This window comes from Streptomyces sp. NPDC058307, assembly GCF_042880295.1.
Taxonomy (GTDB): Bacteria; Actinomycetota; Actinomycetes; order Streptomycetales; family Streptomycetaceae; genus Streptomyces.
This window is the reverse complement of record NZ_JBHVYZ010000040.1, coordinates 61899-85239: the sequence shown is the minus strand read 5'-3', so window position 1 is coordinate 85239 and position 23341 is coordinate 61899. Positions and strand designations below refer to the sequence as shown.

General features: G+C 71.2%; 23 protein-coding genes and 2 pseudogenes. 9 read left to right on the top strand and 16 right to left on the bottom strand.

Features of this window, described 5'->3' with window-relative positions; translation table 11 throughout:
* Positions 1-324 (bottom strand): annotated as a pseudogene (locus tag ACFVYN_RS26565) (polysaccharide deacetylase family protein); the annotation flags it as partial.
* A 318-nt stretch (positions 325-642) separates the two neighbouring features.
* Here ACFVYN_RS26565 and ACFVYN_RS26560 point away from each other — a divergent pair.
* Positions 643-1104, top strand: a complete 462-nt coding sequence (locus ACFVYN_RS26560) for a universal stress protein (protein WP_037716497.1) — start codon at positions 643-645, stop codon at positions 1102-1104.
* Positions 1105-1155: 51 nt separating this feature from the next.
* Here the strand turns inward: ACFVYN_RS26560 and ACFVYN_RS26555 are convergent, their stop codons facing one another.
* Positions 1156-1971 carry an alpha/beta fold hydrolase gene (locus ACFVYN_RS26555; protein ID WP_390002502.1) on the bottom strand — a complete coding sequence of 272 codons (816 nt, stop codon included), beginning with the start codon at positions 1969-1971 and terminating at the stop codon, positions 1156-1158.
* Between the two features lie 72 nt (positions 1972-2043).
* Between ACFVYN_RS26555 and ACFVYN_RS26550 the strand changes: the two genes are divergently transcribed.
* Entirely contained in the window at positions 2044-2520 is a 477-nt protein-coding gene (locus tag ACFVYN_RS26550) for a MarR family winged helix-turn-helix transcriptional regulator (RefSeq protein ID WP_390002499.1), read from the top strand.
* Between the two features lies 1 nt (position 2521).
* Here ACFVYN_RS26550 and ACFVYN_RS26545 read toward each other — a convergent pair whose 3' ends face one another.
* Positions 2522-3670, bottom strand: a complete 1149-nt coding sequence (locus tag ACFVYN_RS26545; RefSeq protein WP_390002496.1) for a CapA family protein — start codon at positions 3668-3670, stop codon at positions 2522-2524.
* A 232-nt stretch (positions 3671-3902) separates the two neighbouring features.
* Here ACFVYN_RS26545 and ACFVYN_RS26540 point away from each other — a divergent pair, with 232 nt between their 5' ends.
* The 3 genes from ACFVYN_RS26540 (at position 3903) to ACFVYN_RS26530 (ending at position 5905) form a co-directional block, all read left to right on the top strand.
* Positions 3903-4448: a sigma-70 family RNA polymerase sigma factor gene (locus ACFVYN_RS26540; RefSeq protein WP_390002494.1), complete on the top strand. Its 546-nt coding sequence runs from the start codon at positions 3903-3905 to the stop codon at positions 4446-4448.
* Positions 4449-4584: 136 nt separating this feature from the next.
* Positions 4585-5100 carry a hypothetical protein gene (locus ACFVYN_RS26535; protein WP_390002492.1) on the top strand — a complete coding sequence of 172 codons (516 nt, stop codon included), beginning with the start codon at positions 4585-4587 and terminating at the stop codon, positions 5098-5100.
* 151 nt (positions 5101-5251) lie between these two features.
* Positions 5252-5905, top strand: coding sequence for a zf-HC2 domain-containing protein (locus ACFVYN_RS26530; protein ID WP_390002489.1), 654 nt, complete (start codon positions 5252-5254; stop codon positions 5903-5905).
* A 10-nt stretch (positions 5906-5915) separates the two neighbouring features.
* Here the strand turns inward: ACFVYN_RS26530 and ACFVYN_RS26525 are convergent, their stop codons facing one another.
* The 4 genes and pseudogenes from ACFVYN_RS26525 to ACFVYN_RS26510 form a co-directional block, all read right to left on the bottom strand.
* Positions 5916-6779: an Fpg/Nei family DNA glycosylase gene (locus tag ACFVYN_RS26525; protein ID WP_390002486.1), complete on the bottom strand. Its 864-nt coding sequence runs from the start codon at positions 6777-6779 to the stop codon at positions 5916-5918.
* Positions 6780-6810: 31 nt separating this feature from the next.
* Positions 6811-8922, bottom strand: a complete 2112-nt coding sequence (locus ACFVYN_RS26520; RefSeq protein WP_390002484.1) for a SpoIIE family protein phosphatase — start codon at positions 8920-8922, stop codon at positions 6811-6813.
* A 71-nt stretch (positions 8923-8993) separates the two neighbouring features.
* A pseudogene (locus ACFVYN_RS26515) lies at positions 8994-9848 on the bottom strand (DUF6777 domain-containing protein); the annotation flags it as partial.
* 30 nt (positions 9849-9878) lie between these two features.
* Positions 9879-10085 carry a hypothetical protein gene (locus ACFVYN_RS26510; protein WP_390002481.1) on the bottom strand — a complete coding sequence of 69 codons (207 nt, stop codon included), beginning with the start codon at positions 10083-10085 and terminating at the stop codon, positions 9879-9881.
* Between the two features lie 133 nt (positions 10086-10218).
* On the opposite strand from ACFVYN_RS26510, the gene ACFVYN_RS26505 reads away from it, so the two are divergent.
* A complete protein-coding gene (locus ACFVYN_RS26505) occupies positions 10219-11649 on the top strand; it encodes a lipase maturation factor family protein (protein WP_390002479.1) in 1431 nt (476 codons plus the stop codon).
* Here the strand turns inward: ACFVYN_RS26505 and ACFVYN_RS26500 are convergent.
* From ACFVYN_RS26500 to ACFVYN_RS26465, 8 genes are read right to left on the bottom strand one after another with little or no spacing between them, the layout of a single operon-like run.
* Positions 11637-12473 carry an amidohydrolase family protein gene (locus ACFVYN_RS26500; RefSeq protein WP_390002476.1) on the bottom strand — a complete coding sequence of 279 codons (837 nt, stop codon included), beginning with the start codon at positions 12471-12473 and terminating at the stop codon, positions 11637-11639. The genes ACFVYN_RS26505 and ACFVYN_RS26500 overlap by 13 nt on opposite strands.
* The gene (locus ACFVYN_RS26495) at positions 12470-12784 is read right to left on the bottom strand and encodes an L-rhamnose mutarotase (RefSeq protein WP_390002473.1); all 315 of its coding nucleotides are present in this window, start codon (positions 12782-12784) and stop codon (positions 12470-12472) included. The genes ACFVYN_RS26500 and ACFVYN_RS26495 overlap by 4 nt, the downstream gene beginning before the upstream one ends.
* Positions 12781-13749: an aldo/keto reductase gene (locus ACFVYN_RS26490; RefSeq protein ID WP_390002472.1), complete on the bottom strand. Its 969-nt coding sequence runs from the start codon at positions 13747-13749 to the stop codon at positions 12781-12783. Before ACFVYN_RS26490 ends, ACFVYN_RS26495 begins: the two co-directional genes overlap by 4 nt.
* Complete coding sequence (locus ACFVYN_RS26485; RefSeq protein WP_390002469.1) at positions 13746-14501, bottom strand: SDR family NAD(P)-dependent oxidoreductase; 756 nt, start codon at positions 14499-14501, stop codon at positions 13746-13748. The genes ACFVYN_RS26490 and ACFVYN_RS26485 overlap by 4 nt, the downstream gene beginning before the upstream one ends.
* The gene (locus ACFVYN_RS26480; RefSeq protein ID WP_390002467.1) at positions 14498-15847 is read right to left on the bottom strand and encodes an L-fuconate dehydratase; all 1350 of its coding nucleotides are present in this window, start codon (positions 15845-15847) and stop codon (positions 14498-14500) included. The genes ACFVYN_RS26485 and ACFVYN_RS26480 overlap by 4 nt, the downstream gene beginning before the upstream one ends.
* Before the next feature lie 38 nt (positions 15848-15885).
* Positions 15886-16911 carry an ABC transporter permease gene (locus tag ACFVYN_RS26475; protein WP_390002464.1) on the bottom strand — a complete coding sequence of 342 codons (1026 nt, stop codon included), beginning with the start codon at positions 16909-16911 and terminating at the stop codon, positions 15886-15888.
* Complete coding sequence (locus ACFVYN_RS26470; RefSeq protein ID WP_390002462.1) at positions 16904-18397, bottom strand: sugar ABC transporter ATP-binding protein; 1494 nt, start codon at positions 18395-18397, stop codon at positions 16904-16906. Before ACFVYN_RS26470 ends, ACFVYN_RS26475 begins: the two co-directional genes overlap by 8 nt.
* Entirely contained in the window at positions 18394-19464 is a 1071-nt protein-coding gene (locus ACFVYN_RS26465) for a sugar ABC transporter substrate-binding protein (protein WP_390002461.1), read from the bottom strand. Before ACFVYN_RS26465 ends, ACFVYN_RS26470 begins: the two co-directional genes overlap by 4 nt.
* A gap of 203 nt (positions 19465-19667) precedes the next feature.
* On the opposite strand from ACFVYN_RS26465, the gene ACFVYN_RS26460 reads away from it, so the two are divergent.
* Complete coding sequence (locus ACFVYN_RS26460; protein WP_390002459.1) at positions 19668-20369, top strand: FadR/GntR family transcriptional regulator; 702 nt, start codon at positions 19668-19670, stop codon at positions 20367-20369.
* A gap of 247 nt (positions 20370-20616) precedes the next feature.
* The gene (locus ACFVYN_RS26455) at positions 20617-21450 is read left to right on the top strand and encodes a PIG-L family deacetylase (protein ID WP_390002458.1); all 834 of its coding nucleotides are present in this window, start codon (positions 20617-20619) and stop codon (positions 21448-21450) included.
* Between the two features lie 19 nt (positions 21451-21469).
* On the opposite strand, the gene ACFVYN_RS26450 is transcribed toward ACFVYN_RS26455, so the two are convergent.
* The gene (locus ACFVYN_RS26450; protein WP_390002518.1) at positions 21470-21850 is read right to left on the bottom strand and encodes a winged helix-turn-helix transcriptional regulator; all 381 of its coding nucleotides are present in this window, start codon (positions 21848-21850) and stop codon (positions 21470-21472) included.
* A 147-nt stretch (positions 21851-21997) separates the two neighbouring features.
* Between ACFVYN_RS26450 and ACFVYN_RS26445 the strand changes: the two genes are divergently transcribed.
* On the top strand, positions 21998-23341 hold the full coding sequence (locus ACFVYN_RS26445; RefSeq protein WP_390002456.1) for an amidase: 1344 nt from the start codon (positions 21998-22000) through the stop codon (positions 23339-23341).

Here is a 23341-nt window from a genome sequence, read left to right as displayed (position 1 = left end):
GAAGGTCAGCACCATGGTCCGGCCGCGTCCGGACACCTTCAGCAACGGCTCGTGGCGGACGAGCGTCTTCCTGGGGGCGGCCTCCGGCGGGCCGTATCCGGTCAGGGGCTGGAGGCGGTAGGCCGAGGACTTGACCGCGCGGTGGGCCGGGGGGCCGGCTGCGGGGAGCGCCGGCCGCACCGGCTCCTCGCCGGTGAGGGCCGCGAGCACTCCGGCCGTGCCGGCGGCCCCGACCGCGGCCGCGCCGGCCAGCAGGGCCCGGCGCCGCGTGAGCACCGCCGTCGCCTTCGACGACAGCCGAGTGAGCAACTGATCCTTCGTCATGACTCATCAGTCGCCCGGCAGAGCGCCGACGCACCTCAGCAACACCGGTGCGGCTGCACGAATACACCCGCCCGGCCCAGCGAAGAACGCCCCGAGGGGCATGGCGAAGCGTCAGGAGAGCGTCGTACGGGGTCGGACGGCTTCGGCCCCGGCCTCGTCCCCTCCGTCGAGGCCGGGCGCCGAGGGCTGCGGCGGGCTTCGATGACTGCCCGTTCGCGGCCCGCCCTTCGGGTGCCCCTTTTCCGCGAAGCTTGCGCACCGATGTCGACGGGGCCCCGTATGCCGTCCGGACCTGCGGCTTCCGATAACCTCACAGCCGTGACGGAACAGCACTCGCACCAGTTCGAGCGGGGCACGGACGGGCCCAAGGTCATCGTCGTCGGCGTGGACGGCTCCGACTCCTCGCTCCGCGCCGCGGCTTACGCCGGAGGTCTGGCCCGGCGGCAGCACGCGCTGCTCGCCGTGGTGTACGTCCAGCCGGTGATCGCCTCGGGGGCCGCGCTCGGCGCTCCGGTCGCCGAGACCACGGACGAGATCGCCGAGGACCTGGTCGCCCAGATCCGGCTCGCCACCGAGCAGAACAAGGGGATATTCGATGTGCGCTGGGAGTTCCACACCTTCCGCGGCGACCCCTACAGCGGACTGACGAAGGCGGCGGACGAGCTCAAGGCCGACGCGGTGGTCGTCGGCGCCTCGGAGCAGGCCGGCCACCGGATCGTCGGATCCGTCGCGGTACGCCTGGTCAAGGCGGGCCGGTGGCCGGTGACCGTGGTGCCGTAGCGGGCTGATCTGTTTCGGGTACTCGTACAAGCGGTCGGTGCCGACGGAGCGCTAGAGGGCGCGCAGGAAGTCGCGCACGATCGCGTTGAACTCCTCGGGCTTCTCCAGGTTCGGGTAGTGCGAGGTGCCCTCCACCAGGACCGAGCGGCCGTTGCGGACGGTGCCGGCGAAGAGTTCCGCGTCGGCGAGCAGGTCGGGCGAGTCGAGCGTGCCGTTGACGGTGAGCACCGGCACGTCGATCTTCGGGACGCGGGACCAGGTATCGGTCATGGGTATGTGCCAGTTCCGTTCGCCCGGTGTGTGCTTGGCGATGGTGTGCAGGGCCATGTCGCGCAGGTGGTCGAGAATGCGCGGGTCGAGTTCGTCCGGCGAGCGGAACGGACCGGCCACGGCCCCCAGGAAGATCTTCAGCCAGCCCTCGATGTCCCCCGAGTGCAGGGTCCGGTGGGACTCGGCCACGGACTTCCGGGTCGCCTCGTGGGTGTACTGGAAGTCGCTGACCGAGGACCCGCTCAGCACGATCGCGCGGACCAGTTCCGGATACTCGATCGCCATGTCACCGGCTATCGCCCCGCCCATCGAGACGCCGACCAGGACCGCGGGACCCGCGTCCAGGTGGCGCAGCAGGTCGGCGAGATCGTCGGCCCAGCGGAAGGGCTTGGTGGCGTTGGCCGTCCAGCCGTGGCCGCGGACGTCCACGGCGATGACGCGGTGGCCGGCGGCGAGGGCCGGTATCTGGGCCTGGAAGAGGCGGTGGTCGACGTAGCCCGAGTGCAGCAGGACCACGGGGTCCCCGGTTCCGGTGTCCAGGTAGGCGATGTCCCCGTCGGCGGACGCGAAGAAGCTCAGTTCCGAAGCAGCTGTCATGACAACCAAGGTGTCATGTGCGAGGGATTTTGACAACCCGGTTGTCATGATGAACCGGTGCATGATGAGCGGGTGAACGACATCGACGAACCACTGCCCCCCGACGATCTCGGCCACCGGGTCAGCGAGGTGTTCGACCTCGTCGGCGCGCTCTACCGACGCGGCCTGCGCAAACTGGAGCAGGACGAGGCGGCCGGCGGGGTGTCCGTCGGCGTGCGTTCCGTCCTCGTCCTGCTCCACAGGTACGGGCCCATGACGGTTCCTCAGATGGCCCGGCTCATGGCGCTGACCCGCCAGTTCGTGCAGCGCATGACCAATGAGGCGATGGACCGGGGCTGGGCCGAGGCCACGCCCAACCCCGCCCATCAGCGGTCCTCGCTGATCCGGATCACGGAGGAGGGCACGGCCGTCATCACCGCGATCCTCGCCCGCGAGCACGCCCTGAACCGGCAGGTCGGGAGCGGCGAGCTGACCGACGCCGAACTCCAGGCGTGCGTACGGGTGTTGAAGGAGATGCTGCGGACCTTCGACCACGTGGACGTGGACTGAGCTACTTCCCCATCGTGAGCCCGTCCTTGGCCGCGCCCCGGCTCAGCACGACCTCCCGGATCCGGTCGCGCACGCCGCTCAGATCGGCGCCCTGCGCGATCGCCTCGTTGAGGTTCACCACCCGGCCGGCGTCCACGTCGAACATCTGCGGCACGAACTCCGCCTTCGCGACCCGCCAGCGCTCACCCGGCCTGGCGGGCGGGGCGAACGTAAAGCGGCCGAGGGTGGACTGGTTGCCGCGCGGGTCCTGGGCGCCCTCGTGGTTGAACATCTCGCCGGCGATCTGGTCGCCCATGCCGTAGAGCACCCAGGTGCCGTTGACCTTCTCGTACGCCTGCGGGACATGGGCGTGGGTGCCGAGGATCAGGTCGACGTCGGGATGTGCGCCGGTGCGGGCGGCGGTCAGGTCGCGGGCCAGGGCCAGCTGCTGCTCGTCGGGCGCGTCCTGCCATTCGGTGCCCCAGTGCAGCGATACGACGACCACGTCGGCACCCGCCTTCCGGGCGGCCCGCGCGTCCGCCAGGATCTTGTTCTCGTCCATCAGGTTCACCGCCCAGGGCTGTCCCTGGGGCAACGGGAAGCCGTTGGTGTCGTAGGTGTAGGCGAGGTGGGCGACCTTGGCCGGGCCCGCGTTCAGGACGGTGACCGTGCGCGCCTCGCCCTCGGTGCGGGCAGATCCGGCGTGTCGTACGCCCGCGCGGTCCAGGGCGTCGAGAGTGCGGCGGATTCCCTCGGCGCCGTCGTCCAGGCTGTGGTTGGAGGCGGTGGAGCAGCCGTCGTAGCCGGTGACGGCCAGGGCCTGGGCCACCTCGGGCGGTGACTTGAAGGTCGGGTAGCCGGTGTAGTCGCCGTTCGCGCCGTAGACGGTCTCCATGTGACACAGCGCCAGATCGGCACGGGAGACGACTGATCGGATTCCGGCCAGCATCGGGCGGAAGTCGTAGCCGGCCCCGCCCGCGTCGAAGCGGGCGCGGTCGATGATCGAGCTGTGCGGAAGGACGTCACCGGAGGCGACGAGCGTGAAACCGCGCGCCGCGGCGGCGGACGGGGCCGGATGTCCGGGTGTCACGTGGCCGTGCGCCTGGCAGGCCGCCCCTCCGGCGAGAAGGGCCGTGAGGGCCAGGGCAACCTGTCGTCTGCGTGCAATCATCAGCTCACCCCACTGAGGTCATATTTACTGACGAATAGGTATGAGCTTGTCCGTGTCCGCAAACGGCCCGGCCGCCTTGTTGACCCGTCCGGGGCGGAAGGCACGCGGAACGGATGCCGCCGGGACGCGGAAGGGACCGTTCACCGAACCGTTCGTCGACGCGATCGACCGTCCGCCGCAGATCCTTGTGCGTGCCCTGTCCCCCGGCCCCATGCTGAGGTGCCATACGGCCATGACGGCCGGGACCACCCTCACGAACGGGACGACCGCCGAGCACGAGCTCGCCGCACTGCAGCGGGAGCACGGCCGGCCCCTCTTCGCGCTCCTCCTCCGGCTCAGCGACGGCGACCGGCAACGCGCCGAGGACCTGGTGCAGGAGACCCTCGTACGGGCCTGGCAGCATCCCGAGGCGCTGCGCGCCGACGACTTCGAGTCCGTACGGCCGTGGCTGCTGACGGTGGGTCGGCGGCTCGCGATCGACGCGCGGCGGGCCCGGCAGGCGCGTCCCGCCGAGGTCGGCGACGCGGTACTGGAGAACGCCCGGGTGTGCGCCGATCACGCCGAGCGGGCGGCCGCCACCCTCGACGTACGCGAGGCTGTGAAGACACTCACTCCGGAGCACCGTGAAGTCCTGGTGCTGGTGTATTTCCAGGGGGCGAGTGTGGCGGAGGCCGCCGAGATGCTGGGGATTCCGCCCGGTACCGTGAAGTCCCGCGCGTACTACGCGCTGCGCGCCCTGCGCCGGGTGCTTCCCGGATATGCGGCCGACCTGCGGTGAAACCGATGGGAAAGTCAAGCCTCCGTAAAGTGCCTTGCTGAGGACCCCCGTTGAGTAATCGGGTGTCCCTATCCGTGTTCCGCACTGGGAGCCCGGGTCGGGCGACGCGTACGCACCGGAGGAAGGGCAGGAAGGGATGCTGCACAGAGGTCAAGAGGGCACGGACGGCACCGGCGGGGGCGAACTCGTCGTCCCCATGGCCTGGTTGTACGCCGAGTACATCGCCGACGAGCTGCTGCGTTCCGGCGATCTGATGCCGCCGACGTCCTTCGAGTTCCGGGCCGGACGGGACGCGCTGGCGCTGACCGTCTTCCTCGCCGACACCGAGGGAGAGCTCTCCGGGATCCAGGTCGTCTCGCAGCTGGAGAACTGGCTGTCACTGACGGCGTACGACCAGCCGTGGCAGGACTGGGTGTGCGAGCGGATGGCCGCGCTGACCGCCGAGGCGGTCGCCACCGGCGAGCCCGCCGCGGACCTGGAACTCGCGGCCGCGGCCTGGCGCTGGCTGGAGGAGACGGAGCTGCTGGCACCCGATCTGAACGCCGTGCCGGGCGGCGGTGCGGGGGTCGGCGAGGACGAGGGTCCGAAGGTGTGGACACCGGCCTGGCAGCTCGGTCTGCCCCTCGGCCACCTCGCCATCCACCTCTTCTAGATTCCTTCGGATTCGGACCAATCCGCGGGCCCGGCCGCTCCGAATCCCTTGGTCACGATTCTGCGCACGTCTTGAGTGATTCGGCGGGCTGGTGCGTACCGGTGGGAGCAACCAGTAACCCCACCCACACTCAACGGTACGAGGTTTCCGCATGAGGTCCTTGGAGAGGCATCGCGACGTCGGCGCGTACGCGCTCGGCGTGCTGGACGAGGCGGAGGCCTTCCGCTTCGAGGACCACCTCATGGAGTGCCCCAAGTGCGCGGCACACGTGACGGAGTTCGGTCCGGTGACCCGCCAGATGATGCTGTACCGCCGGGCGACGCCGCGGACCGTGCATCCGATGGCCCAGCCCGGCCCGCAGCTGCTCAACCGTCTCCTGGGCGAGGTGGCGACCCGGCACCGGGCACGCCGCAGGCGCCTGCTGTACGCGGTGGCCGCCTCGGTCGTCCTGACGGTGGGCGGTTCCAGCCTCGCGATGACGACAGGCGGCGACGCGGCGCCGGGCACGAGCATCGAGGCCACCGACGCCCGCTCCGGGGTGTGGGCCCAGGTCACCACCGAGGACGAGGACTGGGGCACCCAGGTGGAGCTCAAGGTCAAGGACGAGTCCGGCCCCCGTGCCTGTCACCTCGTCGCGATCAGCCACGACGGCAAGGAGGAGACCGTCACCGGATGGAACGCCACCGGGCACGCCACCAGTGACAACACCATGATGGGCAGCTCCACCTTCCACGCCGACCAGATCGACCGCTACGAGGTCAGGACGTCGGCCGGGGACCATCTGGTGACGCTGGAGCCCGGCTGACGACGTCCGGTCACTTGAGCAGTCTCGACAGCCTCCGGTCCGCCAGTGGTCTGCCGCCCGTCTGGCAGGTGGGGCAGTACTGGAGGGAGGAGTCGCTGAAGGAGACCTCCCGGATGGTGTCGCCGCAGACCGGGCAGGGATCGCCGGTGCGGCCGTGGACGCGCAGCCCGGACTTCTTCTCCGACTTCAGGCGGCCCGCCGCCACACCTCTTGAGCGTTCCACCGCTTCGGTGAGGGTCGTGCGCAGGGCCCGGTAGAGGGTTTCGGTCTCCTCGGGGGTCAGGGAGGCCGCCAGTTTGAACGGGGACATTCTCGCCGCGTGCAGGATCTCGTCGCTGTAGGCGTTGCCCACGCCGGCGAGGAGGCTCTGGTCGCGCAGGGCGCCCTTCAGCTGCCGGCGCTCACCCTTCAGCAGAGCCGCGAGGCTCGCCCCGTCGAAGTCCTCGGCCAAGGGGTCGGGGCCCAACCGGGCGATGCCGGGAACCTCCTGGGGATCGGCCACCACATACACCGCGAGACGCTTTTGCGTACCCGCCTCCGTGAGGTCGAAGCCCGCGCCGGTCTCCAACGCCACCCGGAGCGCGAGTGGGCCCTTGCCCGGACGGGGCGGGCCGTCGGGCAGCCGGTCCTTCCAGTGCAGCCAGCCCGCGCGGGCCAGGTGGGTGACGAAGTGCGGGCCACCGTCCGTCTCCAGGTCGAGGAACTTGCCGTGGCGGTGCACGGCGACCACCTCCCGGCCCTCGACGGCGGTGAGCGGAGGGTCGTACGTCTTCAGGACGCTGATGGCCACCGGCAGCACGCGCACCATCTCGTGGCCGACCAGGTTCTCGGTCAGGAAGTCCTTGAGCGCTTCCACCTCGGGGAGTTCCGGCATAGGTCCAGAGTGCCACCGGAGGCCGCCGTGGTCAGGTCAGGGACGCTCCGGGTACGACGAACTCGCACCACACGCACTTGCCGCCGCCGCGCGCCTCCACGCCCCAGACATCGCTCAGCAGGTCGACCAGGAGCAGGCCGCGGCCCGAGACCCCCGACTCGCCCGCGTCCCGGCGGCGCGGCAGGGCGCTGGAGGAGTCCTCGACCTCGACGCGCATCCGCCGGTCGGAGCCGGTCAGGACCCGCAGGGTGACGATCGCGGCGCCCTCGGTGTGCATCAGGGCGTTGGTGATCAGCTCGTCGGCGACCAGTTCGATCTCGTCGGAGCGCTCCTGTGCGCCCCAGGTGCCGACCGCCGCCCGGATCATGTGCCGGGCCTGGGTGAGGGCCTCGGGGTCCCCCGGGGCCACGTGCTGCCGCAGGCGGCCGCCGGACCGCGGGGCGTCCTGGTCGCGGCGGCGCAGCAGGAGCAGGGCCACGTCGTCGTCGCCGGCGCGTTCCTCGGCCACGTCGATGAGCCGGTCGGCGAGTTCCCGGACGTCGGCGGGCCCCACGGCGATGAGGCGCGTGAGGGTGCGCATGCCGTCGTCGAGGTCGGCGCCGGGCTCTTCGACCAGGCCGTCGGTGCACAGCAGCAGGGTGCCCCCGGGATCGAGTTCGAGGGTGGCGACGGGATAGTCGAGCTGCCCGAACTCCGCGGACAGCCCGAGCGGCAGTCCCCCGTCGACGGTCACCCGGTGGCAGCTGCCGTCGGCGCGGCGGACCAGCGGGTCGATATGGCCCGCGCGCACGACCTGGACGACTCCGGTGGCCAGGTCGGCCTCGGCGTACAGACAGGTCGCGAAACGGTCGGTGTCGAGCTCGTGGAGGAAGACGGAGGCGCGGGCCATCACCGTGGCCGGGGTGTGGCCCTCGGCGGCGTAGGCCCTCAGCACGATCCGCAGCTGGCCCATGACGGCGGCGGCGTGGGTGTCGTGGCCCTGCACGTCGCCGATGACGGCTCCGACGCGGCCTCCCCCGGAGGGGGTGCCCCCGGGCAGCGGAATCAGGTCGTACCAGTCGCCGCCGATGTCCCGCCCGAGAGCCCCTTCGGCGCTGGCGGCCCGGTAGCGGACGGCGACGTCGGCGCCGGGGACGCTCGGGATGGTGCGCGGCAGCATGGCCTGCTGGAGGCCGGTGGCGAGGTCCTTCTCCTGCTCGTAGAGCATGGCCCGCTGAAGGCTCTGGGCGATGCTGCTGCCGAGGGCGATGAGGACGTTGCGGTCCTCGGGGGTGAAGCCGTAGCGGTCGCTGTAGAGCAGGCCCATGGCGCCGATCGGGCGGGCCTCGGCGATCAGCGGGAGGTAGGCGGCGGAGGTGATGTTGAGGCCGGTGATGTGCGGCCACAGGATCGGGTAGCGGTCCGCGAACTCCTCCGGCGACTCGATGAACCGGGGGCTGAGCGTGCGCACGGCCTCGCTCATCGGGTACGGCTCGTCGATCCGGGTGACGTCGGTGCCGGGCACGAAGCTGCCCGCCGGGCCCTCGGCGATCAGCCGGATACGGCCGGCCTCGACCAGGCCCATGACCAGGCTGGTGGCGCCGAGGTGGGTGAGCCCGTGGGTGTCCTTGAGGACGTCGATGACGTCCTGGACGGTCCGGGCGTGGGCGAGGGCGGCCGTGGTGAGCTGGACGACGTTGGTCTGCCGGCGCCGGGCCTCGTCCTGGGCGGCCTGCTCCCGGCGGGCCTCCAGCTCGCCCATCTCCTGGGTGGCGTCACGGACGATGCCGACGATCCGGCGCGGGCGGCCCGTCTCGTCGCGCCGGATGTAGCCCTGGGTGTGGGTCCAGCGCAGGGTGCCGTCGCGGCAGCGCAGGCGGAAGTAGGTGCCGTAGTTCTCGCTGCCGTCCTTGATGGCCTGGGCGACCAGCGCGTCCAGCCGGTGCGCCTCGGCCCGCGGTACCCGGACGGCGAGGCTCATCGGGCTTCCGTCGTATTCGTCGGGGCGCAGGTCGAAGACCTCGTGGGCCTGGGCGTCCATGTGGAACAGGCCGGTGTCCAGGTCCCAGTCGAAGCTGCCCATGTGGTTGAGCGCCAGGATCGGGTCCGGGTGGGCGGGCCAGTCGTCCGGGAGTGACAGGGCGCTCGCTCCCCGATCAACCATGGGCCCACCTTGCCAGGATTTGTCCGATTCTTCGACCGCGGGGCGCCGGGACCCGGGGCCTTCGGCAGCCGTCAGACACCGGGGACGTCGGTGGGGCTGCCGAAGACGGTGTCCGTACCGGTCGGGGCATCGGGATCATCGGGGATCAGCCCGCCGCCGTCGGGCAGGTCGGGGGTGTCCGGCACGGTCTCGGGCCCGATGTCGGCTTCGGGGTCCTTGGGGGCCGTCGTAGGGGTGCCCTCCGGCGGGACCACGGGGGTCCCGGGTCGCGTCGCAGGGGGCCGGGCGGGCGACGGGGTGTCGCCTGGCGGGACCGCGACCGGCGGGGCCGTGCCGTCCGGTGCGGGCCTCCTGACCAGGTCCGAGGCCGCGTCGTCGCTCAGGGTCGCCGTGGGCACCGGCGGTTCCGGTGCCGGCCGGGGTACGGCGTGATCGTGCCGGCAGTCGTGGTCGATCCGGCGTTCGATCCAGGAGTGGTCGACGAGGTCGGTGATCGTGAGGGAGGTGAGGACCCGCTTGCTGGGGGTCACCACGACCACCTGTTCGGGCCGGTATCCGGGCCACGGCCGCCCGCCCAGGACCGCGCCGCCCCGCATCGCGACCGGCGGTGTCAGCGGGTTGCCCCCGGCGCAGCGGACGCGCGGCACGCCCCGGTGGTCGACGAGGACGGCGGTGCCCGCCTGGAGGACGGACTGGAAGCCGCTCGCCCGGCCGTCGCGGTAGCCGTGGTCGGTGACCCGGGTGTCGGCGCGCAGGACGACCGGGGCGAGTGCGCGCAGGTAGTCCGGGACCAGGGCCGGGGAGACGCCCGCGACCCGCGCGAAGGCGCCCGTCCTGGACCGGTCCGCGGTCAGGCCGTTGATCTGCCGTTCCACGTCGCAACTGCCGACGCGCTCGGTGCCGCCGTAGAGGCCCGGAATGTCGCCGGAGACGGTCCGGGGGGCGGTCGAGTACCGCTAGGACGTTCGGGTGAGGGATGGTGGCGTGGTCGCCGCGGAGCGGGTGAAGGGGTTCGGTCCCTGGGCCGCCGCCGGCTGCGGCAGGAGTGCGCCGCTCACCTCTGCGTTGTTCTCACCGCCGTCACCGTCGCCCCCGCATCCGGCGACGAGGAGTGCCGTCGCGAGAGCGCAGGCCAGGGCGAGGGTCCGTGGGGGTGTCCGCACCACGCTCTCCAGTCCGTCCCGGGCAGTTCGCCACTATTGTCTCCTTCGCTCACTTGGGTTACGCAAGCGGAAGGGAGGTACACGGAGCGTCACAGAGGGTTCGGCCGGACAATGGAGGCAGGAGAGCACAGCCGTGGACTGGTTCACCGCACCCGGGCACTGGCTGAGCCGGCTGGTCTTCCAGCGGGCTCTGGCCGGGCTGTACTTCGTCGCGTTCCTCTCGGCGGCCCTGCAGTTCCGGGCGCTGCTCGGGGAGCGCGGAATGCTGCCGGTCCCGCGTTTCGTGGCGCGGGTGCCCTTCCGGCGGGCGCCGAGCCTCTTCCAGTTCCACTACTCGGACCGGTTCTTCGCCCTCTGCGCGTGGACGGGCTGCGCGGTGGCGGTCGCGCTGGCGGCGGGCCTCGACAACTGGCTGCCGCTGTGGGGCGGGATGCTGCTGTGGCTGGTGCCGTGGCTGCTGTATCTGTCGATCGTCAACGTGGGCCAGACCTGGTACGGCTTCGGCTGGGAGTCCCTGCTCCTGGAGGTCGGCTTCCTCGCGGTGTTCCTCGGCAACGACGAAGTGGCCCCGCCGGTCGTCGTGCTGTTCCTGTTGCGCTGGGTCCTGTTCCGGGTCGAGTTCGGCGCGGGGCTCATCAAGATGCGCGGCGACGACTGCTGGCGCAAGCTCACCTGCCTCGACCACCACCACGAGACGCAGCCCATGCCGGGTCCGCTGAGCTGGTTCTTCCACCATCTGCCGAAACCGGTGCACCGGGTGGAGGTGGCCGCGAACCACGTCACACAACTCGTCGTGCCGTTCCTCCTGTTCACCCCGCAGCCGATCGCCACGGCGGCCGCGTCCCTGATGATCGTGACCCAGCTGTGGCTGGTGCTCTCGGGCAACTTCGCCTGGCTGAATTGGATCACGATCGTACTGGCGGTGCCGGCGCTGGACCTCCCTGGCGACGCGCCCGACCTGCCGGCCACCCCGATCTGGTACGAGGCGACGGTCCTCGCCGTCGCCGCGCTCCTGCTCGCCCTGAGCTACCACCCGGTCCGCAACATGATCTCCCGCAGCCAGATCATGAACCGTTCCTTCGACCCGCTCCATCTCGTCAACACCTACGGCGCGTTCGGCAGCGTCAGCCGGGTCCGCCACGAGGTGGTGGTCGAGGGCACCGCCGACGAGGTACCGCGCAGGGACTCCGACTGGAGGGAGTACGAGTTCAAGGGCAAGCCGGGCGATCCACGGCGCTGGCCGCGTCAGTTCGCGCCCTACCATCTGCGATTGGACTGGATGATGTGGTTCGCCGCGCTGTCCCCGGCGTACGCGGGGGCGTGGTTCGGCACGATGGTCGAACGGCTCCTGGAGAACGACCCCGCCACGCTGGGACTGCTGCGCCGCTCCCCGTTCCCGGCCGGCTCGCCGCCCCGCTACGTCCGCGCCCGCCTCTTCCGCTACCGGTACACGACATGGCGGGAACTGCGGGAGACGGGGGCCTGCTGGGAGCGGACGTATGTGCGGGAGTTCCTGCCGCCCACCCGGTTGGCAGGGCCGGCCCGGGAGAGTCAGAGGCCGTAGATCCGGGTGGCCGTACCGCCGAAGACCTCCGCGCGTTCAGCTGTGCCGAGGCCGGCGGTGAGTTCGCGCGCCGCGGACACCACCTCGCCGTAGGTCGCCGCAAGCATGCACACCGGCCAGTCCGAGCCGAACATCAGGCGGTCCGGGCCGAAGGCGTCCAGGACCGTGTCGGCGTAGGGACGCAGGTCGTCGATGGTCCAGGTCGCGAGGTCCGCCTCGGTGACCATGCCGGAGAGTTTGCAGACGGTGTTCGGCAGGGCCGCGAGGGCACGGACGTCGGCCGCCCAGGGTTCCAGGGCGCCGGAGGCGATGGGGGGCTTGCCCAGGTGGTCCAGGACGAAGGTGAGGTGGGGCAGCGACTCGGCGGCCTTGACGCACGCGGGCAGTTGGTGCGGGAGGACGACCAGGTCGTAGACCAGGGCGGCGTCCGCCACGGCAGTCAGGCCCCGGCGGACGTCCGGCCGCAGCAGCCACTCGGGATCGGGTTCGCCCTGGACCTGGTGCCGGATGCCCTTGAGGTGGGTTCCGCCGGGGAGTTGCCGCAGCTGGGCCAGCTCGTCGGCGACGTCGGGGCGGGTCAGGTCGGTCCAGCCGACGACGCCGGCGATCAGTTCGTGGCCAGCCGCGAGGGCGAGGAACTCCGGAGTCTCCTCGGGCACGGTGACCGTCTGGACGAGGACCGTGCGGGCGACTCCCGCCGCGTCGGCCTCCGGTGCCAGGTCCGCCGTCGTGAAGCTTCGTCGCAGCGGGCTGTCCGGGGCGATCCAGTCCTGGTCCCGCACCGAGAGGTCCCACACGTGGTGGTGCGCGTCGACGACCGTCACGGCAGCTCCCACACGACGGGCAGACCGGCGTCGGCGCCCTCGTCGGAGTAGTCGTGCACGACGTCGAGGAGTTCGGCCATGCGGGCCTGCCAGGCGACGTTGACCGGCAGTTTCTCCAGTTCGGCGATCATCGCCGGGTAGTCCTCGACCTCCAGGACGTGGAACAGATCGGTGCCGCTGCGCCAGATCGTCCACCGGCTCACGCCCGCGGCACGGATCGCGGTGGTCAGTTCCTCCGGGACCTCGCGGTGGGCCGCTTCGTACTCCTCGACGCGGTCCGCGCGGACCTTGGTGTGCAGGGCGACTCTCATGACGGCTCCTCGGTGGTCAGGAGGCCGGTGTCGCGCAGCTCCTGCCAGAAGTCAGGGGGCACCGGGGTCGCGAACTGGCCGGCGGCGTCCCGGACCTCGGCCGCCGAGCGGGCGCCCACCAGGACGCTCGCGACGGCCGGGTGGGCCGCGCAGAAGGCGAGGGCGGCGGCCCGCAGGCCGATGCCGTGCCGCTCGGCGACCTCCCGCATGCGCAGGGACCGCTCCAGCAGGTCCCCGGGGGCCTGTGCGTAGTCGTACGTCGCTCCCGGCCTCGGATCGGCCAGCAGCCCGGAGTTGAAGGCACCGCCGATCACCACGGACACTTCCCGCTCGACGGCCGCGGGCAGCAGCTCGGTGAGCGCGCTCTGGTCGAGCAGGGTGTAGCGGCCGGCGCACAGCACCACGTCGACGTCGGTCTCCCGGACGAAGCGGGTGAGCATCCCGGCCTGGTTCATGCCGGCGCCGATCGCCCCGACGACACCCTCCGCGCGGAGCTTCTCCAGGGCCGGATAGCCCTCGCGGAAGGCTTCCTCGGCGTGGTCGTCGGGGTCGTGGAGGTAGACGACGTCCACGCGGTCGAGGCCGAGCCGTTCGAGGCTCGCCTCCAGGGTGCGTCGTACGCCGTCGGCGCTGAAGTCCCAGACGCGGCGGTGGGTGGCGGGGACCGCGAAGCCGTCGGCGAGGTCGTCGCCGCCGTCCGGGGACGGCTCCAGGCGGCGGCCCACCTTCGTGGAGATCGTGAACTCCGCGCGCGGAAAGGCGCTCAGGGCCTCCCCCAGTCTGCGTTCCGACAGGCCCAGTCCGTAGTGCGGGGCGGTGTCGAAGTAGCGGATGCCGCTCTGCCAGGCGGCGGTGACCGCCTCGTGCGCCTGCTCGTCGCTCACCTCGGTGAAGAGGTTGCCGATGGCGCCGGCGCCGAAGCCGAGCCCGCTGACCCGGACACCGCTGCTGCCGAGAGTGGTCACTGGCCCACCGGCCTCAGCCGCAGGCCCTGCATGCCCCCGTCGACGGCGAGGGAGGTGCCGGTGGTGGCGCCGGAGAGCGGGCTCGCCAAGTAGGCGATGGCGCCCGCGACCTCGTCCGCCGAGACCAGGCGGCCGGTGGGCTGGCGGGCCTCCAGGGCGGCCCGCTCGGCGGCCGGGTCGGGGGCCTTGGCGAGGAGGCGGCCGATCCACGGGGTGTCCGCCGTACCGGGATTGACGCAGTTCACGCGGATGCCCTCGCGGACGTGGTCGGCGGCCATGGCGAGGGTCAGGGAGTACACCGCTCCCTTGGTCGCGCTGTACAGGGCCCGTTGCGGCAGGCCCGCGGTGGCCGCGATGGAGGAGGTGTTCACGATCGCGGCGTGCGCGGACTCGCGCAGGTGGGGCAGGGCGGCACGGGCCACCCGGACCATGCCGACGACGTTGACGTCCAGGACGCGGTGCCATTCCTCGTCGTCGTTGTCCGCGACGGTGCCCTGGGCGCCGATACCCGCGTTGTTGACCACGACGTCGAGTCCGCCGAGGTCGGCCACGGCGGCGGCCACGGCCTCGCGGACCGAGGCGTCGTCGGTGACGTCGGCGCGGTAGGCCAGCAGCGGCTTCTCGACCGAGGACGGGTCCAGGTCGAGGACGGCGACCTGGGCGCCGCGTGCGACGAGGAGTTCCGCGGTGGCCCGGCCGATGCCGGAGGCGCCGCCGGTCACCAGGGCCTTCAGACCCTCGAAGTCGCTCATGCCGCCTGCCCCTTCTTCTGTGTGTCGTCGGCGAGGTCTTCTGCCCAGAAGGCGCCGTCGGGGAACGTGTACCGCGCGATGGACTCCGGGCGCATCGCGGCCGAGAAGCCCGGCGCGACGGGTGCCGTGTAGTGGCCTTCCCGGATCACCACGGGATCGAGGAAGTGGTCGTGCAGATGGTCGACGTACTCGATGACCCGGTTCTCGGTGGTGCCGGTGACGGCGACGTAGTCGAACATCGACAGGTGCTGGACGAGTTCGCACAATCCGACCCCGCCCGCGTGCGGGCAGACCGGCACGCCGAACTTGGCGGCGAGCAGCAGGATGGCGAGGTTCTCGTTGACCCCGCCGACGCGGGCCGCGTCGATCTGGACGACGTCGAGGGCGCTCGCCTGGAGCAGCTGCTTGAAGACGACCCGGTTCTGGACGTGCTCGCCGGTGGCCACCTTCACCGGGGCGACCGCCTTGCGGATGGCGGCGTGGCCGAGGATGTCGTCGGGGCTGGTGGGCTCCTCGATCCAGTACGGGTCGAACTCGGCGAGCGCCCCGGTCCAGCGGATCGCCTCGTCCACGTCCCAGCGCTGGTTGGCGTCGATCGCCATGCGGATGCCGGGGCCGACGACCCGGCGGGCGACGCGGCAGCGCCGTATGTCGTCCTCCAGGTCCGCGCCGACCTTGAGCTTGATCTGCCTGAAGCCGTCGGCGACGGCCTCGGCGGCGAGCCGGGTGAGCTTCTCGTCGTCGTAGCCGAGCCAGCCGGCGGAGGTGGTGTACGCCGGGTAGCCGGTCGCGCGGAGCCGCGCGACTCGCTCGTCGGCCCCCTCCCGTCCCTCGCGCAGGATCTCCAGGGCATCCTGCGGGGTGAGCGCGTCCGTGAGGTAACGGAAGTCGACCTGGCTGACCAGCCACTCGGGCTCGGCGTCGGCCAGGAATTGCCACAGCGGCTTCCGAGCGCGTTTGGCGGCCAGGTCCCACACGGCGTTGACGACCGCGCCGATCGCCATGTGCATCACGCCCTTCTCGGGGCCGAGCCAGCGCAGCTGGCTGTCGCCGATCAGGTCGCGGTTCAACGTCCCCGGGTCCGCGCACAGTTCATCGACGGACCGTCCGACCACATGCCCGCGCAGCGCCTCGATCGCGGCGACCTGGACCTCGTTGCCCCGCCCGATGGTGAAGGTGAATCCGTGCCCCTCGTGCCCGTCGGCCGCGTCCGTGCGCAGCACGACGTAGGCCGCCGAGTAGTCGGGGTCCGGGTTCATCGCGTCGGAGCCGTCGAGCTCGCGCGAGGTGGGGAAGCGGATGTCGTAGGTGTCTACCGCGGTGATGCGGGCGGGCGTCGGGGACACGGAGTGCCTTTCGATAGGTGACAGGGACGCGGGCGGGGTCAGTCCTGGGCCCGGCCCGTCGTCACTCGGGCGATCATGAGAGCGACCAGGATGATTCCGCCGTAGATGGCCTGGATCCAGAAGGACGGCACCTGGGCGAGCGTGAGCAGGTTCTGTACGACACCCAGCAGGAGCACGCCGGTCAGCGCGCCGAACATGGTGCCCTTGCCGCCGTCGAGGCTGATGCCGCCGATCACCGCGGCCGCGAACACCGTGAAGATCATGTTCTGGCCCTGGTTTGCGCTGATCGCGCCGACGTAGCCGGTCTGCATGATGCCGCCGACGGAGGCGAGGACGCCGGCCACGACGAACACGCCGAGCATCACCCGTTCGACGCGGATGCCGGCGGCGCGGGCCGCGTCGGCGTTGCCGCCGATGGCGTACAGGGAGCGGCCGATGCGGTGGTACTTCAGGACGAAGCCGGTGACGGCGAAGGCGGCCGCTGCGAGCCACACGGACATCGGGACGCTCAGGAAGGTCGTGGTGGCCAGGGAGTAGAAGCTGTCCGGCATACCGAAGAGGGTCTTGCCCTTGGTGGCGCCGACGAGCAGTCCGCGCAGCACGATCAGCATCGCGAGCGTCACGATGAACGCGTTGAGCTTGAACTTCACGACCAGGACGCCGTTGAAGGCGCCGACCGCCGCGCCGACCACGAGGACCGCGAGCAGGGCGAGGGGGGCCGGGAGTTCGGTGCCCCAGCCGGACTGGGCGGCGGGCAGGACGAGCAGGGCTCCCACGGCGGGCGCGATGCCGACGACCGACTCCAGGGACAGGTCGAACTTGCCGGTGATCAGGACCAGCGACTCGGCGAGCACCACCATGGCGAGGGCGGCCGAGGCGCCGAGGATGGAGATGAGGTTGCGCTCGGTGAGGAACGAGTCGTTGACGAACGCGCCGAGCACCATGAGCAGCAACAGCGCGGGGACGAGGGCGAGTTCGCGGGCGCGGCGCAGCAGGACCGTCCGGGCCACCCGCGCCTCGGGCACCCGCACCTGCTTCACCGGCGGAGCCTGCGTGTCAGCCATGGTGGTCCACTCCTTCGATGGAGGCGATCAGCTCGTGGTCGCGCCAGCCGGCCGGGTGCTCGGCGACCACGCGGCCGTGGAAGAGGACGAGGACGCGGTCGCAGCGGCGCAGGTCGTCGAGTTCGTCGGAGACGACCAGGACCGCGGTGCCGTCCTCGCGGGCGGTGTCCACGCGGGAGAGCAGGGACTCCTTGGACTTCACGTCGACGCCCGCGGTGGGGTTGATGAGGACCAGCAGGCGGGGGTCGGAGGCGAGGGCGCGGGCCATGACGACCTTCTGCGCGTTGCCGCCGGAGAGGTCGGAGACGGGCTGGTCGGGGCCCTCGGTGTGGATGTCGAGGCGGTCGATCAGCTCGGTGGCGAAGCCGCGCTTGCGGTCGGTGCCGACGAAGCCGTAGCGGCCGAGCCGGTCCAGGACACTGAGGGTGGCGTTGTCGCCGATGGTCATGCCGAAGACCAGGCCCTGGGCGTGCCGGTCGCGCGGTACGAAGCCGACGCCCGCCTTCAGGCTGGCCTGTACGTCGCCGAACGGCAGCGGCCTGCCGTCCAGTCGGGCCGTTCCGCCGGTCGGGGTGTGCAGTCCCGTGAAGGACTCGGCGAGCTCGATCTTGCCGCTGCCGCTGATGCCGGCGAGTCCGACGACCTCACCGCGGCGCACGGTGAGGTCGACGTTCTCGTAGGCGTCGGAGGTGAGGCCGCGGGCGTCGAGGAGGACGGGCGCGGTCTCCTCGACCTTCCTGAGCTGTACGGCCTGTTCGGCGATGGTCTCGCCGGCCATGGCCTCGATCAGGGCGGCCCGGGGCATGTCGGCGACCGGGGCCGTGGTGATCCAGCGGGCGTCCCTGAGGACCGTCACCGTCTGGCAGACCTCGTACACCTCCTGGAGGTGGTGCGAGATGAACAGGAAGGTGACACCGGAGTCCTGGAGCGCCCGCATCCTGCCGAAGAGCCGCTCGATCTCCCGCTTGTCGAGCTGTGCGGTCGGCTCGTCGAGGACGATGAAGCGGGCGCCGAAGCTCAACGCCCGTGCGATCTCCACCATTTGACGGTCCTCGACCTTGAGGTCGGCGGTGCGCGCCTCCGGGTCGACGCCGACGTCCCAGGTGTCGAGGAGTTCGGCGGCCTCCTTGTGCAGACTGCGCCAGCTGATGAACCCGCGCCGCAGCGGCTGCCGGTTGATGAAGAGGTTCTCGGCGACCGTCAACTCGGGTACGACGGTGGGCTTCTGGTAGACGCAGGCGACCTTGCTCCGCCAGGCGTCCCGGTCGGTGAGCGGAGGCGCGGGCTGGCCGTCGAAGCGGACGGTGCCCTCGTCGGGGGCCTGGAGCCCGGTGAGGATCGTGACGAGGGTGGACTTGCCCGCCCCGTTGCGCCCGACGAGGGCGTGGGACTCGCCGGGCAGGACGGTGAGGCGGCCGTCCGCGAGGGCGGTCGTGGGGCCGTACCGCTTGACGACCCCCTCGGCTTCAACCAGTGGGGTACTCATTTGACCGTGTTGCCCCACAGCTTGGGGTCGTCGACGTTGTCCTTGGTGACCAGGGGAGCGGGCAACTGGTCCTCCAGGATGCCGCTGGACAGCTTGACGATCGTGGAGTCGTGGTCGGTCGGCCCGGGCTTGAAGGTCTTCCCTTCCATGGCCGCCTTGATGTAGTACATGCCGTACTTGGCGTACAGGTCGGCGGGCTGGGAGACGGTGGCGTCGATCTCGCCCTTGCGGATCGCGTCGAACTCCTGCGGGATGCCGTCGTTGGAGACGATCCTGATGTGACCCGCCTGCCCGGCCTTCTTCAGCATCCCCTTGGACTTGAGGGTCTGCAGGGTCGGCGCGAGGTAGACGCCGCCGGCCTGCATGTAGATGCCCTTGATGTCGGGGTTGGCGTTCAGGAGGGTGCCCAGCTGCGAGGCGGCCGTGTCGGACTCCCACTTGGCGGGGATCTCCAGCACCTTCAGCTTCGGGAAGTTCTTCTTCACACAGTCCCGGAAGGCCTGGGAGCGGTCGCGGCCGTTGACGGAGGCCAGGTCGCCCATGATCTGCACGACCTTGCCGGAGGGGATCTGCTCCCCCAGGTACTGGCAGGCCTTCTCGCCGTACGACACGTTGTTCGCCCGTACGACCATGGCGACCTTGCCCTTGTCGGGGGCCACGTCGACCGCGACGACCGGGACGCCCTTGCGTTCGGCCTGGTCGAGGCCGGCCTCGATGGCGGCGCTGTCCAACGGGGCGACGACCAGGCCCTTGACGCCCTGGTTGAGCTCGTTGTTGATGTCGGTGATCTGCTGGGAGGGATCGCTGTTGGAGTTGACCGTCTTCAGCGTGTCCACCCCCTCGGACTTGGCCATCTTGGGCACGTAGTCGTTGTACGACTGCCAGAACGGCGAGGTCAGCAGCGGCAGGATCACGCCCACCTTGCCGGTCCCGTCGCCTCCCTCGGTGCCGGCGCTGCCGGTGTCCTTGGTGCTGCCGCACGCGGCGAGCACCAGCGAGGCGCTCGCGGCCGCGGCCACCGCACCGATCCGAATTCTGTTCCGCTTCCCCACTGTCCTGCCGGGCATCTGGCGGCTCCTCGTTGAGCGTGGTTCGCATGATCGAGCACGAGCGTGTTCGAGCAGTTGACGGCATACTTATCAGACCACTCGCCCTTCGCAATACCCTCTGGCGGCATATTTTCCCGTCTTCCGGCCATAGTGGTCCTACCACCTCGACGGTTAGACTGCGGCGCACCCGGCGACCGGCACCCGGTGAGTGGAGGAGTGGCGTGGACGAGACAGCCCCGCAGAAGGGCACCGTGACGCAGCGCGCCATCGAGCAGATCAAGGCGATGATCGGCGGGGGCCGGCTGGAGCCGGGCCAGCGGCTGCCGACCGAGCGTGATCTGGCCGTACAACTGGGCATCTCCCGCAGTTCGATGCGGGAGGCGATCCGCGCGCTGACGGTCCTCGGGGTGCTGGAGGCCCGGCACGGCTCGGGCATCTACGTCACCCAGCTGGACGCCGGTGACCTGCTGGAGACCTTCGGCGTGGTCGCCGACCTGTCCCGGGGCCCGCAGCTGGTGGAACTGCTGGAGGTGCGCCGCATCCTGGAGTCGACGGCGACCGCGCTGGCCGCCGCCCGCATCACACCCGACCAGCTCGCCGAGGTGGAGAAACACCTCACGGCCATGAACGCCACCGACGACCCGGAGGAGATCCTCGCCCACGACCTGGCCTTCCACCGCGAGATCGCGGTGGCGGCCGGCAACGACACGATGGCGGCGATCCTGGAGGGCCTGTCCTCACGCACCTTCCGGGCCAGGGTGTGGCGCGGCTACCAGGAGGAGGGCGCCTTCGAGCGCACCCGGCGCGAGCACGCGGCGATCCACCGCGCCCTGGTCGCCCACGACCCGGAGGCGGCCCGCGCGGCGGCGGCCGCCCATGTGGGCGAGGTGGAGGAGTGGCTGCGGGCGCAGCTCGGGGCGTGAACGAGGCCGAGATGCAGGCACGCGGCCGGCTGCGGCGACCGCGCGGGAAGCCCACGACGGCGACGCCTGCCCGTACGCCCCCGCATCTCGTCCGCGTCGCAACACCGACAGCCGGGAAAACAAGCGGCCGCGCCGGGAACAGCCGGTCCGTCCGGCACGGTTGCACCGACCGAGGGGCGATACGGCCCCTGATCGCGGTGTGCCGCCGCGCTTGGATCAAGACGTGTGTCCGCAGGAGGACTTTTTCATGACAGACCGGCCCTTGACGCTGATGGCAGTGCACGCCCACCCCGACGACGAGGCCACCGGCACCGGAGGGGTCCTCGCGAGGTACGCGGCGGAAGGCGTCCGCACGGTGCTCGTGACCTGTACCGACGGCGCTTGTGGTGACGGACCGGGGGGTGTCAAGCCGGGGGACCCCGGGCACGATCCCGCGGCGGTCGCCCGGCTGCGCCGCCAGGAACTCGAGGCCAGCTGCGAGGTTCTGAAGATCAGCGATCTGGAGATGCTGGACTACGCCGACTCCGGGATGATGGGCTGGCCGAGCAACGACGCGCCCGGATCCTTCTGGCAGACCCCTGTGCAGGAAGGCGCGGCCCGGCTCGCGGAACTCATGCGGCACTACCGGCCCGATGTGGTCGTCACCTATGACGAGAACGGCTTCTACGGCCACCCCGACCACATCCAGGCCCACCGCATCACGATGGCCGCGCTGGAGATGACCGATCTGACGCCGAAGGTGTACTGGACCACGATGCCCCGCTCGAGGATGCAGCAGTTCGGCGAGATCATGCGCGAGTTCCAGGAGGACATGCCGGAGCCCGATCCGGCCGAGGCCGCCGCGCTGGCCGAGATCGGCCTGCCGGACGACGAGATCACCACATGGGTGGACGCCACCGCGTTCAGCGGCCAGAAGTTCGACGCGTTGGCCGCGCACGCCAGCCAGGGCGACAACATCTTCTTCCTCGGGATGGGCAAGGAGAGGTTCGGCGAGCTGATGGGCACGGAGACCTTCCTACGCGTCCAGGACGCCACCGGCGCGGCCGTCCCCGAGAAGGACCTCTTCGCAGGACTGCGCTGATGCGCGTGCAGGCCGCCCGTCACTCGTCGAAGCGGCGGCGCGCGGCCTCGATGTGACCGAGGTACTGGTGGGTCCAGCCGCACATGCCGTCGACCGTGGCACGCAGGGCCTGGCCCGGCTCGGTCAGGGTGTACTCCACGCGCGGCGGCACCGTGGGGTACACCTCCCGCTCGACCAGACCGTAGCGCTCCAGCATGCGCAGGTTCTGGGTGAGCATCTTGTGGCTGACGCCCTCGACCTCGTGGCGCAGCTCGCTGAAGCGCAGGGTGCGCTCTCCGAGGGCCTCGATGATCAGGAACGCCCACTTGTTGGCGACGTCCGAGAAGATCTCCCGCGCCAGCGAGTCGGCGCGCCGCAGGTCCGCGTCTTCGGGCGAGCCCGTGAATTGCTTGGTCACGATCAGACTCTCCTACGGTTCCCGAGTAACCACAAGAGAGCACGGGCAAGGGAACCCCGTCCGCATGTCCAAGCGCCGGCACTCTCGACGTGGCGTCTCCCTCCGGGCAGAGTTCTCCCTACGTACTCGCGAGTAGCCCGAGGAGCGCACGTGACCAGCTGGGTCGGCCGTACCGCCGCCGAGATCGCCGCCGCCGTCCGCGAGAAGCGGGCCACGCCCCGGGAGGTGGTGGCCGAGCATCTCGCCCGGATCGAGAAGCTCGACGGGCGGATCGGGGCGTTCCGGGTGGTGCGCGCCGAAGCGGCACTGGCGGAGGCCGACGAGGTGGGCTCCCGGGGCGATCTCGGTGAACTGTCGCTGGCCGGCGTGCCCGTGGCCGTCAAGGACAACCTCGCCGTGCGCGGCGAGACGAACCGCGTCGGCACCGCCGCGACCCCGGACACGCCCGCCGGGGCCGACCACGAGGTCGTGGCCCGGCTGCGGGCCGCGGGCGCGGTGGTGGTGGGGCTGACGAACGTCCCGGAGCTGTGCGTCTTCGGTACCACCGAGGGCGTGCACGGCACCTCCCGCAACCCCTGGGACACCTCGCGCACGGCGGGCGGCTCCTCCGGTGGCAGCGCCGCCGCGGTCGCCGCAGGACTGGTCCCGATCGCCCTCGGCAACGACGGCATGGGCTCCCTGCGCATCCCCGCGGCCAACTGCGGGCTCGTCACACTGAAGCCCGGCTCGGGGGTGGTGCCGGCCGGCATCAGCGACGGCGACTGGTTCGGCATGTCCGAGAACGGCCCCCTCGCGACCACGGTCGAGGACGCCCGCCTGCTGCTCTCGGTCATCGCCGGCACCGATTTCCTACGACGGGACGCTGCCGCCACGCTCGACGTCGCCGTGTCCCTGCGCAGCCCGCTCGCCGGAGTCACCATCAGCGCTCCCTACGCGAACGCGGTCCGCGAGGCGGCCGGACTGCTGATCAAGGCGGGGCATCAGGTGCGGCGCGCCGACCCGCCGTACCCGCTCTCGTTGGGCGTGACCTCGCTGGCCACCTGGACGGCGGGCACCTCGGTGGACACGCAGGGGCTGGACCCGCGGCTGCTGGCCCGGCGCACCCGGGTGCACGCGGCGATCGGCCGGCGCTTCGTCAAGTCCGTGCGGACGGGCAGGGCTCGACAGGAGCTGCGCGAGCGACTGGAGCCGTTCTTCGCCGAGCACGACGTGCTGGCGCTGCCGGCGCTGGCCCGCCGCTCCCCCAAGGCCGAGGCCTGGCACGAGCGGGGCTGGCTGCGCAATGTCCTCGTCAACACCGCCTACTCGCCGCTGACCCCGCCGTGGAACCTCACCGGCTGGCCGGCGATGTCGGTCCCGCTCGGCACCCTGCCCTCGGGCGCCCCCACCGCCGTCCAACTGGTGGCCCGGCCCGGGTCGGAGACGGTGCTGCTGGAGGTCGCGGAGGAACTGGAGCGGCGGCAGCCGTGGCGGCGGACGGCGCCGCTCGACTGA